This is a genomic window from Vitiosangium sp. GDMCC 1.1324, assembly GCF_003044305.1.
Classification (GTDB): domain Bacteria; phylum Myxococcota; class Myxococcia; order Myxococcales; family Myxococcaceae; genus Archangium.
In genome coordinates this window covers 74,403-90,849 of record NZ_PZOX01000027.1, presented here as the reverse complement: position 1 = coordinate 90,849, position 16,447 = coordinate 74,403, and the positions used below count along the sequence as shown (strand labels likewise).

The 16,447-nt window shown below is 66.7% G+C and carries 14 protein-coding genes; 8 read left to right on the top strand and 6 right to left on the bottom strand.

The features are described from left to right. Positions 1 to 42 precede the first annotated feature (42 nt). Together DAT35_RS48930 and DAT35_RS48925 are read right to left on the bottom strand one after the other, a co-directional pair. Entirely contained in the window at positions 43 to 693 is a 651-nt protein-coding gene (locus DAT35_RS48930; RefSeq protein WP_146210194.1) for a hypothetical protein, read from the bottom strand. Between the two features lie 89 nt (positions 694 to 782). Continuing rightward, positions 783 to 1,919: an epoxide hydrolase family protein gene (locus DAT35_RS48925; RefSeq protein ID WP_108076259.1), complete on the bottom strand. Its 1,137-nt coding sequence runs from the start codon at positions 1,917 to 1,919 to the stop codon at positions 783 to 785. Between the two features lie 323 nt (positions 1,920 to 2,242). Here DAT35_RS48925 and DAT35_RS48920 point away from each other — a divergent pair, with 323 nt between their 5' ends. Then, positions 2,243 to 3,817: a dienelactone hydrolase family protein gene (locus DAT35_RS48920; RefSeq protein WP_199243238.1), complete on the top strand. Its 1,575-nt coding sequence runs from the start codon at positions 2,243 to 2,245 to the stop codon at positions 3,815 to 3,817. Between the two features lie 245 nt (positions 3,818 to 4,062). Here DAT35_RS48920 and DAT35_RS48915 read toward each other — a convergent pair whose 3' ends face one another. The 3 genes from DAT35_RS48915 to DAT35_RS48905 all read right to left on the bottom strand — a co-directional run bounded on the left by DAT35_RS48915 (position 4,063) and on the right by DAT35_RS48905 (position 5,998). Further along, the gene (locus DAT35_RS48915; protein ID WP_108076257.1) at positions 4,063 to 4,545 is read right to left on the bottom strand and encodes a hypothetical protein; all 483 of its coding nucleotides are present in this window, start codon (positions 4,543 to 4,545) and stop codon (positions 4,063 to 4,065) included. A 269-nt stretch (positions 4,546 to 4,814) separates the two neighbouring features. Then, positions 4,815 to 5,267, bottom strand: a complete 453-nt coding sequence (locus tag DAT35_RS48910) for a hypothetical protein (protein WP_158502192.1) — start codon at positions 5,265 to 5,267, stop codon at positions 4,815 to 4,817. A 65-nt stretch (positions 5,268 to 5,332) separates the two neighbouring features. Then, entirely contained in the window at positions 5,333 to 5,998 is a 666-nt protein-coding gene (locus DAT35_RS48905) for a hypothetical protein (RefSeq protein WP_108076255.1), read from the bottom strand. A gap of 448 nt (positions 5,999 to 6,446) precedes the next feature. Here DAT35_RS48905 and DAT35_RS48900 point away from each other — a divergent pair, with 448 nt between their 5' ends. The 3 genes from DAT35_RS48900 to DAT35_RS48890 all read left to right on the top strand — a co-directional run bounded on the left by DAT35_RS48900 (position 6,447) and on the right by DAT35_RS48890 (position 8,261). Then, the gene (locus DAT35_RS48900; RefSeq protein WP_199243237.1) at positions 6,447 to 7,025 is read left to right on the top strand and encodes a GNAT family N-acetyltransferase; all 579 of its coding nucleotides are present in this window, start codon (positions 6,447 to 6,449) and stop codon (positions 7,023 to 7,025) included. Between the two features lie 164 nt (positions 7,026 to 7,189). Then, the gene (locus DAT35_RS48895; protein WP_199243236.1) at positions 7,190 to 7,732 is read left to right on the top strand and encodes a TetR/AcrR family transcriptional regulator; all 543 of its coding nucleotides are present in this window, start codon (positions 7,190 to 7,192) and stop codon (positions 7,730 to 7,732) included. Positions 7,733 to 7,856: 124 nt separating this feature from the next. Next, the gene (locus tag DAT35_RS48890; RefSeq protein WP_199243235.1) at positions 7,857 to 8,261 is read left to right on the top strand and encodes a VOC family protein; all 405 of its coding nucleotides are present in this window, start codon (positions 7,857 to 7,859) and stop codon (positions 8,259 to 8,261) included. A gap of 86 nt (positions 8,262 to 8,347) precedes the next feature. Here the strand turns inward: DAT35_RS48890 and DAT35_RS48885 are convergent, their stop codons facing one another. Then, a complete protein-coding gene (locus DAT35_RS48885; RefSeq protein WP_108076252.1) occupies positions 8,348 to 9,328 on the bottom strand; it encodes a hypothetical protein in 981 nt (326 codons plus the stop codon). 396 nt (positions 9,329 to 9,724) lie between these two features. Between DAT35_RS48885 and DAT35_RS48880 the strand changes: the two genes are divergently transcribed. The 4 genes from DAT35_RS48880 to DAT35_RS59515 all read left to right on the top strand — a co-directional run bounded on the left by DAT35_RS48880 (position 9,725) and on the right by DAT35_RS59515 (position 16,382). Continuing rightward, positions 9,725 to 11,578 carry an SBBP repeat-containing protein gene (locus tag DAT35_RS48880; protein ID WP_108076251.1) on the top strand — a complete coding sequence of 618 codons (1,854 nt, stop codon included), beginning with the start codon at positions 9,725 to 9,727 and terminating at the stop codon, positions 11,576 to 11,578. A gap of 452 nt (positions 11,579 to 12,030) precedes the next feature. After that, on the top strand, positions 12,031 to 13,938 hold the full coding sequence (locus DAT35_RS48875; RefSeq protein WP_108076250.1) for an MBL fold metallo-hydrolase: 1,908 nt from the start codon (positions 12,031 to 12,033) through the stop codon (positions 13,936 to 13,938). A 215-nt stretch (positions 13,939 to 14,153) separates the two neighbouring features. After that, the gene (locus DAT35_RS48870) at positions 14,154 to 15,353 is read left to right on the top strand and encodes a hypothetical protein (RefSeq protein WP_108076249.1); all 1,200 of its coding nucleotides are present in this window, start codon (positions 14,154 to 14,156) and stop codon (positions 15,351 to 15,353) included. 183 nt (positions 15,354 to 15,536) lie between these two features. Continuing rightward, a complete protein-coding gene (locus DAT35_RS59515) occupies positions 15,537 to 16,382 on the top strand; it encodes an IPTL-CTERM sorting domain-containing protein (protein WP_158502191.1) in 846 nt (281 codons plus the stop codon). Positions 16,383 to 16,447 lie beyond the last annotated feature (65 nt).

The window sequence follows — 16,447 nt, the reverse complement described above, 5'->3', positions numbered from 1 at the left end:
GTGGCGAATGCTCAGCTCCCAGAGGGAGAGGGGGCCATGCCGCTACGGCGCGGAGCAGGCGTTGTTCATGCGGCTCTGGCCGAGCGCGAACATGATGAAGTCCCGCAGCTCGCCCGGCTTGTCCGCACGGAAGAAGCTGCCCTTGCCCGCCATCGCGATGCTCTTGAGCATGGGGTGGCTGTCTCCATAGCCGATGACGAACGTACGCATCGTCTGCTTGCCCGGCATGTCGTCGCGCAGATCCATGTGAGACATGAAGAACGCCACGTCATCCATGAAGTTCTTGTTGCCCACGCCGTGGCCGGCCGGCCAGTTGTAGTCGGTGTAGTCGCACGCCGCCTTGGTGGCGCCGAACCGATCGCAGTAGTTCACGCCGCCCACGTCGGGATTCGTGTCCGGGCTGGACGGGTCGAACCTGAGCAACGAGCCATCGTCGTGCCTGGCTTCCTTCGCCTTGAGGAGCTCCATCATCCGGGTGATGGGCACCGTGTTGTCGGAATAGGGCGCCCCACCGCTCACCACGATGACGGCATTGGCCTGGGTGTTGAGGCACACGGATCGCGCTCCTCCAGGCCAGTTGTCCTCCCAGGGCTGACCCGGCAGATAGATACCGGTCGACGAGACGTAGGGCTGCTTCAGCCACTCGATGGAGTCCACGCCCCAATAGAGCCCCGATGTCGTAGGTCCCGCCACCAGCCCTTGGTGTTCAGGCAGCTCACGCACTCGTTGATGAGCGGTGCCAGGGGCGAGTAGGGGTAGTTATTGAGGTCCCGGGAGTGTCCCTAGCGAATCTCCCGGAAGAACGCTCGCACGTCCTCGAGGAACAGCTCGGGCGCGTCGACGGAGGCGAAGTGGCCTCCCCGTGCCATCTCCGTGTAGCGCCTCAGGTTGTACCGGGCTTCCAACCAGCGCCGAGGGGGCAGGGGAATCTCCTTGGGGAACACCGCCACCGCCGTGGGCACCCGCACCGGGCTGCGCTGATCCACGTGCCGCACGCCAAATGTCTCGTAGTACAGATTGGCCGCACTCGCGGCGCTGTTCGTCGCCCAATAGAACATCAGGTTGGTCAGCAGCCAGTCCTTGGAGAGCACTCGCTCCAGCTCCCCACCGCAATCACTCCAGGTCCGGAACTTTTCGACGATCCACGCGGCGAGCCCCGCGGGTGAGTCGCTCTGCCCGATGGCCAGGGACATGGGCTTGGTGCTCTGGACCTGAGTGTGGCTCAGCTCTGTCGCCAGGAGCGCCGCCGCCTTCTGGCCATAGGCTTGCGCCAGCTCGCTTTGCTCTTCTCCGGGCGGCGGCCCCGCGAACGCCATATTGAGATGGATGCCCACCAGGTGCTCCGCATGCTCCACCCCGAGCATCGTCGAGACGATGCATCCCCAATCTCCTCCCTGTGCGCCATAACGCGGATGGCCCAGGTGCTCCGTCATGAGCCGATCGAACGCCGCGGCGACTCGCGAGGCATTCCACCCCGGCTCGCGCGGCTTCCCGCTGAAGCCGTAGCCGGGCAGCGAGGGGATGACCACGTCGAACGCGTCCGCCGCGTCTCCCCCGTGCGCCGCCGGATCCGTCAGCGGGCCGATGAGGTGATGGAATTCGTAGATGGAGCCGGGCCAGCCGTGGGTCAGCAGCAAGGGCAGGGGAGACGGCCCCTTCCCCCGGACATGCCAGAAATGGATGTCCACGCCATCCACCTCGCACATGAATTGAGGGTAGCGATTGAGCTCGGCCTCGTGCCGGCGCCAGTCGTACTGGTGCCGCCAGTACGTGCACAGCTCGCGCACGTAGGAGAGCTCCGCCCCGTGCTCCCACGGGCCACCGGGTAGTGGATTGGGGAAACGAGTGTTGTCGAGGCGGCGATGCAGGTCGGTGAGGACGTCCTGCGGTACGTCGATACGGTAGGAGCGTGGAGGCATGTGGCACCTGGGTGAGGGAACGCTTCACCGTGCCACACGCCCTCCACGTGGAGAGATGCTAAAAAAGCATCGCGACGCAGCCGCTCCTCAACCCTGGAGCGCCTCGTAGGCCGAGCGCCAGAAGTCCACGAAGGCGGCGGGCCCGGACGGAGAATCCCTCATCCGCTGCGTCAACAGCACCCCGATACTGGACCGCGCTGTCGGCCTTCGCACGGAGGCGAGGCGCGCATCGGGGAGCACAGGGCCCTGACACGAGGCAGTGAGTCCCGTGTGCCATCCTCCGCCACGCCCCGGGTGCGCGCCCGGTTTTTGCGATATGGAGCGTGCCCACCGAGGACCCGATGCGTTCACTTCTAGTTCTGCTCCTGTGCGGTGCGGCGTCGCTCGCCCACGCCGCGTCCAACTTCACCTTCTCCAATGCGCGAGGTGCCCACGGCGTCGGCCTGCGCGTCGTGCACCAGTACGACTACTCGCGTGCCTACAAGGGCGACATCGACCTGGTCACCGGCCTGCCCACCCAAGGCGAGCGTGCACGGCCGATCCAGACGGTCATCTGGTATCCGGCTTCGAAGGGAGGGACACCGGTGGTCTTCAACGACTATCTGCGTCTGTCCGCGACCGAGGAAGTGTTCGGCCGGAGCGACGCCGAGATCACCGCCGAGACGGCCGTGTGGGCCAGGTCCATTACCGGCCTGAGTGACGGCGAGTTGCTCCAGGCGACCACCCGTCCGATGTGGGCGGTGCGCGACGCGACGCCGGAAGCCGGCCGGTTTCCGGTGGTCATCTACGCGCCCAGTTTCAATGCGTCCTCGGCCGAGAATGCCGACCTGTGCGAGTTTCTCGCCAGCCAGGGGTACATCGTGATCGCCAGCCCGGACATGGGCGCACATACGCGCGCGATGACCGACGATGTCGAAGGCATCGAGACCCAGGCGGCGGACATCTCGTTCCTGATTGGGTATGCGCACGCCTTGCCGCAGGCCGATACCCGCAGAATCGCCGTGATGGGCTTCAGCTGGGGCGGCATTTCGAACGTGTTCGCGGCGGCGCGCGACAGCCGGATCAAGGCCCTGGTCAACCTGGACGGCTCGGTGCGCTATTTCCCGAATCTGGTGGACGCGGCTGGATACGTGACTCCCTCGCGGGTGGCGGTGCCGATGCTGTACATGGCGGCGCAGCCCCTCACGCTGGAGCAGTTGATCGCGCGCGGGAAGGCGTCCCCCAACAGTGTTCTCAACAACCTGAAGTACTCGGACGTCTATATCGTCACGATGCATCCGATGGTGCATCCCAACTTCTCGTCGACCTATCTGCGTTTGATGCCGGCGGATGCGTTCGCGGATTACTCACTGGAAGAGGTCTCGCTGGCCTACAGCTGGACGGCGCGCTACGTACTTCAGTTCCTCAATGCCTATCTGAAGAACGATGCGGGGGGACTGGCCTTCCTCGGCAATTCAGGCGTGAAGAATGGTGCGCCGCCGCACATGATTTCGGTCGACGCGCGCCGCTCCACCGGAGCGCCACCGACGCAGGCAACGATGGCCGCCGACTTGGCCAAGCGTGGCTTCGAACATGCGCATGAGGTCTATCAGGCCCTTCACCAGCGCGATCCAAAATTCGAGCTGAGTGAAGTGCAGATCAACCTCTGGGGTTATGAACTGCTGCGCAAGCACAAGAACCCCAGGGCAGCCATCGAGATATTCAAGCTGAATACCCTCCTGCATCCGGAGAGCAGTAATACGTTCGATAGCCTGGCCGAAGCGTATGAAGTCAACAAGGACACCGAACTGGCCATCAAGGCCTACCAGCACGTGCTGACCCTGGAGCCCACGCACGCCAACGCGGCCAGGCGTCTGAAGGTGCTGGGACGGACGAACGGCAACGGCGCGCTCAAGTAGAGCGATGGCTCGGACGGCACACCCTGTTCGCCGCCCCTGTCTCCCCCCGGGGTGCGGCCGCCGCTGCATCCCCAAAGGCGTCACAGCGCGGGACTCGGTTCCCATGACAAATCCCTCACCCGCTGGCAAGGTCCTGTCGACAGGCCTGTCCGCAACTGCTAGCCGGGGCAGCATGCGCTCAAGCTCCGAGGCCCTCCTCCTCCCCGTGGGCTGCGCGACCCCCTGCGCGCCAGAGGAGAGTCATCTCAGGGCTCGCAGAAGCCGCCGCGCACCCACTCGTTGGCGACGTCTCTGTTGAACTTGAAGTTCACGGGCACGCGATGCTTCGCGACGGTCGCGCCAGCGTCGTCGACGGCTGAGAGCAGTGCGTGGGGCTCATACTCATCGGCCACGATCTCGAGCCGAACCTCGTACCAGCGGCCCTCCCAGGCGATGGAGAGCTTCTTGGTCATGGCCTGGTCGCGCTGTCGCGCGGAGCGGTCCAGGACCTCCGAGGCCGTTTTCACGAAGGTCGCGAACGCCGTCGCATCGAAGGGCTTGGGGTTCTTTTTATCGCGGCCCATCACCCACGGACTGATGAGGACGGGCTCGGCGAGCCCCTGCTTGCGGATTTCCACGGCCCAGCCGTCGTCCTCTTCGTTCTTGATGACCCTGGCCGTCCAGCCGTTCTTCCGCCAGAACGTGGGCTCCATGACCTCGGGCTCGGCAGGCGTGCGCTCGTCGCTCATGGGCGTTCCTCATACCCTCTGATTGCCATTTGCCAGAGAAGTATCTGCCGGACTTGTTTTTCCATGGACGCAGGGGCCCGCTGCTCCGGGAAGGCGGGGAGGGGACGCTCCGCTCGGCCTGCGGGCTTTCAGCCAACCCGGCACCCGGCTAGTGGGTCTCCGCCAGGCGGCGCCGCCAGTCGTCGAGCTGCTCCTCGGAGAGCACTTCGTCCTCTAGCTTCGCCCCTGCTTGGGGGAGCGGCCCGAGTGGCAGGCGCGGCGGAGCGGGCTCACTTCGTCGAGGTGAACACGGCTCCCATCGCGGCGCCGACCAGCCCCTGGACCGGACCGAGGAAGAGGTTGCTCTTGTTCAGATAGAGGATGATGTCCTGAGCCTCGTCGACCTGCTGGAGGATGAAGGGCATGGCGAGCAGGATCAGGTTCACCACGACGAGGTAGAAGAGCGAGAGCCCGAAGGCCAGGCGGAAGTAGTAACGCTCGACGGTCTGCTGCTGGGGAGAGGGATTGCGCGCCTCGGCGGCCACGATGCCGGTCACCAGGAGCAGGGTCGGCATCACGGTGGGCAGGAACCAACCCCACACCTCATTCGCGTTCAACCCATAACCCTCGTAGAGGCTCAGGAGCGTCTGGGCAATCAGCACGAGGACGGTGGGGGCCGCGCCGATGTACCAGACGAGGAGCAGCCGGCGCTGGCAGTCCGAGAGGCGCATCCTGCGCGGCACGGCGGGCCGCCTGTGGGGGCGAGAAGGAGTCGCGGTGCTGCCTGTGTCGGGTGAGGCGATGCTGCTCATGGCTGACCTTGGAGGGCGTTGGTGATTCCCGCGGCCTTCAGGTGCTCCAACGCCGACAGGGCGCTGGGCATGACAATGTCTGCCCGCGCCGAGGATGAGGGCTTCTCGTATTCATAGATGAACACGAGGACTTTGTGATCCAGCGTATAGGGTTCCGCTCGCATGGCGCGATCCAACTCGAGCGTGCCGGACAAGAGCCATTGCTCGGCCTCCTCACGTCCAATCGGCGCTCCGCGGGGCACGGTGGCGCTGGTGACCAGGAAGACGATGAGCCGGAAGCGGCCCGCGGGCGCCACGAACAGGCCCATCAGATAGTCCCTCAGGTTGCGAATCTTCTCCGGCCTGAGCCTGTCCCCCCACCGATCGGGTGGCGGAACCGGAGTCCCATCCGCGTGGATCTGCTCGAGCTGGGTGACGAGCGCGAAGCCCTGGGGAATCCGGAACCAGGCCTGCTGGGAGTAGCCCTCGGCCAGCAGGGCATTCGACAGACGATCGGCGACCTGTCCCAGCGTGGTGCCCCGGGTGGGGGCTGGCAGGAATTTCCCTGGAACCGTGGTGGAGGCGCTGGGAGCGGGTGGAGGCCAGGGAAATTCCGGGCTGATGTCGCCAGGCCTGACGACCTTCGGCTGCCTCTTCGCCTCGGATTGCTTCTCGGCGCCCATCCCTCCTATTCCTCCCGTGGCCTCGTGGTCCCTCTCGTGCGCTGGGCCTGCATCCGGCGGCGGTGTTGTCTGGGGCGGCGGGCGCGCCTCCACGGGAGGCGGGGCCTCCTCGGGAGGGGGACGGGCAGGCTGCTTCCGGCAGCCGCAGGCAACCACCAGGAGAAGCGTGAGGATGAGCGGAGCACGGCGCATGCCGTCGATTTCCCCTGCTCGTGAGGGGGAGGGCCATACCGCTTCCGAGCGCCCGTTCCGGAGCCGACGCTTCATCCGGAGGGTGTTCGAGAAGAGGACGGAAGGCCCGGCCCCGGGTCGGGTATTCCCCGTCCGCTTCTTGGGCGAACCAGGGAAGGTATCAAAGGACTCCCCGGGGCCGCCGCTGCGGAGTGCTGAGGCGCCGAGGCAACGCGGATTTTGTTGCAACGCGCGTGGCGGGCGAGTTCCACACGCCATGTTGATCGGCGCGGCGCAAGCTGGCACAGACCGTGGCATGAGCGATCTCGACATCAGCATCGCCTCGGCGGATGAGCGGGCGGCCATCGCCAACATGATGCAGCTCTACACGCATGACTTCTCCGAGCTGTGGGCGGGGGAGGCGCGCGGCGAGCTCGATGCGCTGGGGCGGTTTCCGGAGTATCCGCTCGAGCCTTACTGGCGCGAGCCGGACCACATTCCGTTGCTGATGCGGGTGGGCGGGCATATCGCGGGCTTTGCGCTGCTCAACCGCACCTCGCACCTGGGCGGCACACCGGACCGCAATATGGCGGAGTTCTTCGTGGCGCGGAAACACCGGCGCGGCGGCGTGGGGCTGCGCGCGGCGCATGAAATCTTCTCGCGCTGGCCGGGGACGTGGGCGGCGGCGGTCACGCGCAAGAATGTCGCCGCGCAGCGCTTCTGGCGCATGGCGGTGGCGACGCATCCGGATGTGGCGGACATCGCTGAGACGGACGTGACCGAGGGCTGGAACGGCCCGGTGCTGAGCTTCGCGATCAGGCCTTCGCGCAGACCTGATACAATGGGCTCCACCTGAACATGGCCCAAGGCGACCCCAATAGGACGCGACGGATGCAGGCGCGGCCGCCCGGAGGCACACAGCTCCCTCCAGGCGGGACGGCGCGCAGCGCGAAGGGTGCACCGGCCGCTGCGCCGCTGCGCCCGCGCAAGCAGCCCACGCAGCCGCGTGCAGTCGAGACGGTGGCTTCTATCCTGGAGGCCGCCGCGCAGCTCCTGGAAGCCCAGGGCTTCGCTGCGTTCAACACCAACGCGGTGGCCGAGCGCGCGGGCGTCAGCATCGGCTCGCTGTACCAGTACTTCCCAGGCAAGGACGCCCTGCTGATCGCGCTGATGCGGCGCGAGAAGGAGCGCTTCCACGACGACGTGTTGGCCGCGCTCGCGGCGCCGACCGGCCGTGAGTCGCTGGAGCACCTGATCGGCGCGGCCGTGCGCCAGCAGCTTGGCCGGCCGGAGCTGGCGAGGCTGCTGGACGTCGAGGAGGAGCGGCCCGAAACCCGCGAGGCGCTGGACGGCAATAGCGGCTTCGCCCGGCTGATCCTCCAGATCCTGCTGCGGTCGGACCTGCCGCCGCAGCCCGACGTGGAGGTCGCCGCGGACGATCTCGGGCAGCTCGTGCGCGCGCTGACCGATGCGGCCGGCGCGCGTGGCGACACCGACGCCGCGGCGCTGCAGCGGCGCCTGTGCGCCGCGGTGTTCGGCTACCTCGGCATCGCGCGAATGTGAGCAATCGGCGGTGAGCGACCGGCGCGCCCGTGTGCGCCGGATGCGAGTAGGCCGAAAGCACCCCGCCGCTGAATATGAAGGCACGCGAACACGCCGTTCGCCCTCCCCCTGAGAGGAGCCTTCCATGACCCCAACGCTCGCCCCGATGAAGCTCAACCATCTGAGCTTCCCGTCCCACGACCCCGCGCAGACCTCGGCTTTCTTCGCGAAGTACCTCGGCTTCTCGATCGCGCTGGACAGCCCGTTGCACTGGATTTTGAAGCGGCCCGGCTTCGACGTCGTCATCGAGAACGTGCGCGACGCCGCGCCGCATTGGCCGACCACCTTCCACGTCGGCTTCGAGCTGCCCACGCGGGCCGACGTCGAAGCGCTGCACGCCGCGATGGCTGCCGACGGCGTGCCGATGGAGACGCCGGTGATCAGCCATGAACGCGGCTCCCGCTTCTTCTGCCGCGCGCCGGGCGGCGTCATGTTCGAGCTGAACACACGCGACGACGCGGCCGAGCCCTACCGCGGCACGTTCAGTTGATCGACCGGGTGCGGCCCGGACGAAGGGGTAGCGGAGGCGAGAGGCCACGGTGTCGCAGGTGGTCCCTCGCCCACCGCCGCGGCGGCTCAGGCAGCGGTGAGTTTCTTCGAGTATGGCAGCGAGGCATTGCCTGGTGTGTGCACGCGCATGGCAACCGACTGCCTGGCGAGCTCGCCGCCGAGCCGCTCCAGCTGCAGCAAGAGGCCGCTCGGGGCGGTCCGTGCCTCGGCTGTGACGGCGTTCAAGAGCCCCCAGCGGGTGAAGTCTCCCTCCGTTCTGTAGCGGTTGAGCACTGCTTGCATCACCCCGGGGCTCAAGCCGCTGACGAGCGATTCCGCGAGGCCCCCGTCCCCGAGGGGCTCGTTCGCGCTCCGCTGGAAGCTATCGACGGCCGGCTCGAGCACCGTCGCATCGAAGCAGGCACGGATCATTTGCTCGAGCACGTGAGCCAGCGGCTCCACCGCCTCGGAGAGCAGGTGCCGGTGCAGGTGGAGCTCGTGGGAGCGAGCATCCTCCAGGAAGACGATAGCGCCGTTCTGGCAGACCTTGCGGTACATCCGCGGCAGCACCTCGAGCCGGCAGCCACCTCCTCCAGGCTCCCCGTGCAACGCGACGAGCACTCCGGCTGCGACGCTATCGCCCACGCGAACGTCCGCGGTCAGCGTCGGCGAGTACATGCCCAGGAGCATGTGCTCGTCACCTCGATCGCCTTTTTCGATCGAGCAAACGGCGATGCGCGGTTTGAGGGTATGCTGGAAAACGTCGAAGGCGATCTTCGCGGCGGAAGCGACACGCAGCGCGAGGCCGTTCAAAGGCCCGTGATGCCCAAGCGAGCGAAGGGTCGAGAGTAGCTCGGGTGGCTGCTCGAACGCGGGCTGCTCGTCACCCAGCAGGAGCCTGCTCAATGACTTCACGATTATATCTTCACTGCGCCCGCTCTCTATCGCCCGCAAGAGAGCCTCGGCCCAGGAATCGTTGACCTTCTCGCCATCGCTTTGCCTGTGTCGGAGCATGTCGCGGAGCACTCTCACTACCGAGTACCCATATCCATCCAGCGCGTACTCCATCTTGTCCTCCAGTCGGCGAGGCCGAGCCGTTGAAACGGCCGGGGCCATCTTACGCCGTACTCGTGGGGTATGGGTAAGAGGCCGGGCCCTCCGTACAGGAAAGAACAGCCCGCTCTGGGTCACATGCCCTCAACACGGCCTCTGAGGATAGGAAGCATGGGGGCCGTGGATGGCTTCGTGATGAAGCTGGGCCTGCCGTAGCCGCGCGCACGCTTCCTCGTTGAAGCTGGGGCGCCGCCTCCTTAGGGGGCGGCGCCCTTCTCGTTTCGTCCCGCGCGCGGGCGGTTTCGTCCCGCGCCCCGGCGGTTGCGTCACATCCGTCCCGGGCGCTCCGGGGGGAATGGCCTACAAGCGCCCCACTCCCGTGCATGACGCACGCGAACCCAAGGAGTTCTCATGAGAGTCGCGCAGAAACTTCGCAGAACCCTGCTGGCGGGGGCCATGGCCCTGCTGGCCATTCCCGGTTGTCAGGGGGAGGAGCCGGTCGCGGAACCCGCCCCGAGCGCCGAGCGCGCCCAGGCGCTGGGCTGCTTCATGAGCCTGGTGCCGCCGATGACGAGCGCCACCTCGCCCAGCGGTTCCGCGGGGAGCAGCGGGGACTTCAGCAGCTCCTACGCGGCATGGCAGGCGTTCGACTCCAGCCTTACCAGCATGTGGATCTCGGCCGAGGGACAGACCACCGCGTCGCTTTCGTACCAATGGAACGATGGCAGGAGGCGGGTCACCAGGTACGCGCTGCGCTACTCCAATGGCAGCATCACCACGCGCGCACCCAAGTCGTGGGTGCTGTGGGGGTGGAATGGCCAGCTCAGCCAGCTGCCCGTCGCCGTCGACTCGCGCACCAACGAGACGGGCTGGGCGGGCCACGAGCGGCGTGAGTACACGGTGGCCAATCCCGGCTCGTACTCCATCTACCTCCTCGCGTTCTCCGACGACAATGACCCGACCCCGGGCATCGTGGTCATCTCCCTGGGGAACGTGGAGTTCATCGGCTGCGCGCCCGAGGGACTCCCGGTCTGGACGCGCCTCCAGGGGGCCGCGAGCAAGGTCACCCGCGTGAACGACCTCACGGGTGACCCGGAGGGGCGCAACTACGCCGTGGGCATGTCGAACGGCGCCGTGCCGGGTCCGCTCGTGGGCAACCAGGACGCGTTCCTCCACGCCTACGACGCGAATGGCAACGTCCTCTGGACGCGGCAGATGGGTGTGCCGGGCAACCTGACGGCCGGCTACGCCGTCGCACGCAACCGCGTCTCCGGCACCACCGACGACATCTACGTCGGCGGCTTCACGAGCGGGGCGCTCGCCGGTGGCACGAAGACGGGGACGGGCTACGACGCCTTCGTGATGAAGTACGGCTCCAGCGGGACGTTGGCGTGGGCTCGGCAGATTGGCGCCTCCGGCGCGAGCACCGAGGCCTATGGCGTGGGTGTGGACCCCGCGGGCAACGCGTTCCTCGTGGGCGCCACGGAGGGCAACCTGGATGGCAACACGCGCATCGGCGTCAGCGATGCCTTCGTCACCAAGTACGACAGCGCGGGCACCAAGCAATGGACGCGCACGGTGGGCGTGGCGAATGCGCGCACGCACGGGCGGCGCGCCTCCGCCGATGCCGCGGGCAACGTCTACGTGTCCGGTTGGACGGACGAGGCGCTGGACGGCAACGTGAAGGTGGGTCCCCAGGACTTCTTCATCACCAAGTACAACGCGGCGGGCGTGAAGCAGTGGACCCGGCAGTACGGCGCGGCGGCGGGCTCCTCGTACCTGTATGGCTCGGCGCTCGACGCGGCGGGCAATCTCTATGTGACGGGCTACAGCTACGGCAGCATGGACGGCTCCACGAGTGGCACCACGGACCAGACGTTCCTCGTCAAGTACGACGCTTCCGGTACCCGGCAGTGGGTGCGCCAGTTCGGCCTCCCGAATGGTGCGTGGGGCACCAGCCTCACCCTCAACGCCAGCGGCGTGTATATCGGCGGTGTCGGCTCGGGTGACCTCACCAACCCGTCCTCCCCCGATTCCATGGCGCACAGCTACATCGCCAAGTACGACACGAGCGGCAACCGGCTGTACCTCACCCAGCAGGACTTCGCCCGGACTGGCAGCACCGAGCAGTACAGCCACGTCCACGGCATCTCCGTGGATGACTCCGGGTACGCCTACCTCGGCGGGTTCACGGAGGGCAACCTCGGGGGCGTCAACCTCACGGGCAACCCGGATGGCTTCGTGATGAAGCTGCGTCTGCCGTAGCCGCGCGCATGCTTCCTCGTTGAAACCGGGGCGCCGTCTCCTTCATGGGGGCGGCGCCCTTCGCGTTTCTTCGTCCCACGCCCCGGCGGCTTCGTCACATGACCGCCGGGCCTGCCGGGGCCACACCGTTCCCCCAAGAGGGAGCGGAGGAGGCGAGCGAGGCGCCCCAGGCAGCTGCGCGGCAGGAAACGAGGAAGGAGCGGACAGCGCGAGTGGACTGGGCAGGTATGCCAGCACCCTCCTGAGGCCTGCACACCAGAGCAGGCGAAGACATCCAGCGGGAAAGTACAGCGTACACCGCGTGCCCCGCGCTGCGGGGGGCCTCGGAACGCGCAAGTTCCTGGAAGGCCTCCACGGGGCCATCCAAGCAGCGGGCGCTCGCCACCCACCTTGCGAAGCGCGGCTGTCATCAACAGCAGCCGGACACTAGGTTCATTATCGAGGATCCCATCATGAAAACCTCTGTTCGCTGGCTCCTGGGAACCGTGCTTGCCGGGGCATCGCTTGCATGGGTCGTAAAGGGCCGAGCCTCGAGCCCGCCTGCGAGCGCGCCGCATCGGCCCGAGCTCGAGTATCTGAAGGTGGTCAACCGCGCGGGGCCGGCAACCGATCCCCAGCTGATCTTCTTGCTCATGGGCCAGTACGCCAATGCCCACCTGCATCGGGAGGGTGCGGAGTTCTTCTCGGTGCTGTTGAGGGACTTCGAGCCGCACCTGTCGGACGTCCAGAAGGCGCTCTATCTCTCCGCCATCGGCGTCCTGCGGGCAGGGCATGCGGACGAGGTGGCGGTGACCAGCCGGCTTGGATGGGTCCGGGACACGATCGCCATCCTCGAGGAGGCCAGGCGCCTCTCGGGCGGCAACGTCTTTGTCGTGCGGTGGATGGCCGGCGTCGTCCATGCGCAGCTGCCCGCGCTCTTCGGGAAGAAGGAGGCGGCGCTATCAGACCTGACCTGGTGTCTCGCCAACGCGGAGAAGGCGCCGGACGCCGGGTGGCTGCGCGAGGTCTACTATCAGCTCGCGAGCCTGTACCGCGGGGACGGCGACGAAGCGAAAGCCCGCGAACACCTGCGTCTCAGTGGCTACACGGAGTTCGGCAAACCCATCACCCTGACGATGGCGAACGGCCTGGATCTGGCGGCGGGCCATACGTTCTCTTCCAAGCGAATCGCCGAAGTCGTTCCCGGCAAGGTCTTCGCACTCTCGGGTTTCGAGTTCACCGAGTATTACTTCGTCGTCTCCGACGATGGCAGGGAGTTGATCAGCATCGATGCGGGCACGCGCCCCGACTCCGCGAAGGCAGCCTACGAGGCGCTACGCGTCCACGCACCCGGCTTGCCCGCGCTCACCACCGTCCTGGTCACTCATGCCCATTGGGATCACATCGGAGGGCATGCCTATTTCCGCAGCCTCAATCCGCGCATGAAGATCTACGCCAGGGACAACTACCACGAGGAGCTGGCCCTGATGCTGGGCGCGCCGGCTCTCCTCCTCGAGCAGTTCTTCGGCGAGCGCTTCAGCATTCGGGACGTGGAGAGCTTCAAGCCCGACGTGACCATCGACCGCGACACCGAGCTCCGGATCGGCGGCACGCGCTTCGAGTTCATTCCGGTGCGGGGCGGGGAGACCCGCGACGGGCTGCTCATCCACCTACCGGATCATCAGGTGATGTTCGCCGGCGACTTCATCATGCCGTACCTCGGCGCGCCTTTCCTCCAGGAGGGAAGCCTCGACGGCCTGCTGGACACCATCGACGTGGTCGCGCGGAAGAACCCCCGGCATCTTCTGTACGGCCATGAGCCCCTGACCCGGATCTTCGCGGAGCCCGCCGTGTTGTTGACGCTGAAGTCCCATCTTGCCTGGCTTCGTGGCGAGGTTCTCGCGGCGTTCCAGCGCGGCATGGAGCGCACCGCGCTCCAGCAGGCGAATCTCATCCCACCCGGGCTCCTCTCCGAGGACGCGCGCGCCCACGTTCCCTATCTGGTCCTGCGCGAGAACGTCATCAACCGCCTCTACCACCAGATCTCCGGTTATTGGCAGCCCGACCTGGAGGGCGTCGACTATGTCAGCCGTGCCGATCGCGGCTCCATGCTGGTCGATTATCTCGGCGTATCCGAGGAGCAGCTGGCCAAGGCCGTGGAACGCATGGTCGCCGACGGGAAGCACGAGCTTGCGGCGAGCGCCCTCGAATGGACCCGGAATCAGTTTCCGGAGAGCGAGCGCCTGAAGCACGTCGAGTCGCTCACCTATCTCAAGCTGATGGAGAAGTATCAGAACTTCAACCCGTTCAAGGTGATTGTCTACTCGAGGAAGAGCGGAATGCGGATACCCCAGATGGGGCCGAAGGGTGCCGAGCGTTGAGCGCCGTAACATCGAAGTGCGCGGCGCACGCCGCTGAGCTCGTGCGCCGTCTCGTCCATCCGACCGATCCGGGCACAGTGACGCACCTCACACGCCGCGTGTGAGGTGCGTCACTTCCATTTCATGGGAGAGCCTCCAGGATATGCATCCACAAGAGCGACACAGCCCTTGGCGCTCTCCCCGCAACCCAGCGTCGCTCAAAGGAATGGAGACCCATGAAATCCGTGCCCAGCGTTTCGCCTGGCGGCAGTTACGACATCGTTCAAACAGTCTTCAACCTGTCGATCCTGTCGAACGCCGCGAATTCGGTCACCGGCCAGACGGCCACCCAGTTGCAGGCGTTGCTGTCTCAGCGAATCAATGCCGCCTTCCAGAAAGACGTCGGAGACATCGGCCCTTGGGAGATCGTCTGGGGACCGGCGGTGTTTGAGTACAATGACTCTGGTACCGTCGACAACGCGCTCTATGTGGCCCGCAACACGGCCATTGACTACTATGTGGTGGGCGTAGCCGCGACGAACGGCACGTCCCATTACGACATCTACACACTTGACTTGAACGTCAAAAAAACGGTGGCCTTCCCTTCGGGCATTACGCCGACCGGTTGTCCTCCTCCGTCGGGGTCGAGCGCTGGCAACGTTTCCCTGGGGACAGCGCTCGGGATCACCAACCTTCTGCAGCTCACCGACAGTTCGCAGGCGGGTTCTCCCAACCTCCAGACGTTCCTGGCGGGCGCCGCCAGCTCTGGTGCGACGCTGGTGTTCACCGGTCATAGCCTGGGCGGTGCGCTCTCTCCGGCCCTGGCACTGTGGCTCTATCCTCAGCCGACGGCGAGCCCCTGGAAGGCGGTCTACGTCCTGCCGACGGCCGGACCCTCGCCGGGCGATGCTGGCTTCAGGGCGGGTTTCGCCGAGGCCTTCCAGCAGCTCTCCATCACCGGCGTCAACCCGAGCTACGGCTTCTGGAATACGTTGATCTGGAACGAGTTCGACGCCGTTCCGCACGCCTGGACAAACATCATGAAGGTTCAGCCCACGACGACGCCCAACGACATCTTGTGGGGCTCGCTCCTGGATCAGTCGCTCTACGGCCCGCTGAGCAAGGCAGCCCAGGGGGGCGTCGTGCCGCTGGTCGAATATCTGTACAGCCTGCCCGGCATGACCTACGCGCGCCTGCCCGACACGATGTTCAGCTCGGGCTATTCGCCAGCCGAGGTGCCGAACCTCTCCGCTTTCGAGCAGACTGTGCTCACCCAGCACATTCAGGCCTACGGAACCTTCTTCGGGGTGCCGATCAACAGGGACATCGCCTCCGGCATCGGAATCAGTCTCCTGAAGCCCGTTCCGACCGCCGACCGCACCTTCCCGGAGTCCGTCCACCCGGAAGGTGGTATCGCTGTCCGCAACGCCTCGTAAGGCTCTCGCAATCGCGGGTCTGCGCCTTCCCCGACGTGTGCTTCACGCCCCCGCAAACGCCCGCGACTCCGCCGGGCGTGCCGATTCCCTATCACCACCCATGAGCCCGTGCTGCTCAGGACTTCCGACAAGTCGGAAGAAGCCATACCCCGCAGTCCCATACGCAGTTGGAGGAAACGACCCATGAGCTTTCAGATCACAACACCCGGTACAACCACTTACACCGTCCCGGAGGGTACCGAGTCGATCACCGTGACCGCCGTCGGTGGCGGCGGCGGCATCGGCGGTGGAACCGGCGGACAGGGTGGCGCAGGCAGCAGCGTCACGGCCACGATCCCCGTCCAGCCCGGTCAGGTGCTGACCGTGACGGTCGGCGGCCCGGGCGGGCCCGGTGTCCCGCCGGGCAACAAGGCCCCGTGGGGTGCACCCGGCAGCAACGGCGGGGGGGGGGGCGGCGACGGGAAGGCCGACCACTTCGGCGGAGGCGGAGGCGGCGCCACGCAGCTCTCTCTCGGGTCCACCCTCCTGCTCATCGCCGGCGGCGGTGGGGGAGGAGGCAACGGCGTAGGCGGCAGTGGCTACATCGGCGGCAACGGCGGAGGGGGCGCCGATGGCAGCCATGTGCTCTCGGCGACGAGCTGCAACGGGAACGGCGGCGGAGGCTCCGCCTGGGGGACAGGCGGGGGCGGAGGCGGCAACATCAGTCTCGGCTACGGCCAGGGAGGAACGGTCCCCACCATGCCCAATACGCCCGGCGGCGCCGGGCACCCGGCCGATGGCACCAAGGCTGGGTCTGGGGGCGGCGGCGGTACCACCGGGATTTACAACCACGGGTGGGCCGGAGGAGGAGGCGGCGGCGGCGCGGTTGGTGGTGGCGGCGGCTGCGGACAGGCCGACATTGACTCGCACGCTGGAGGGGGAGGAGGAGGCGGCGGCGGCGCGAGCAGCGTGCCTGCCCCGGGTGCCACCAACGTCACGTTCCGGAGTGGCGGGAACGCCGGACAGGCCGGCTCCGTGACCATCGCCTAACGGAGGCGCCCGCGGAGCCGCTGGGACGTGTCGAGGTGCTTCACCCGCGCGAGTCCAATCGCGGC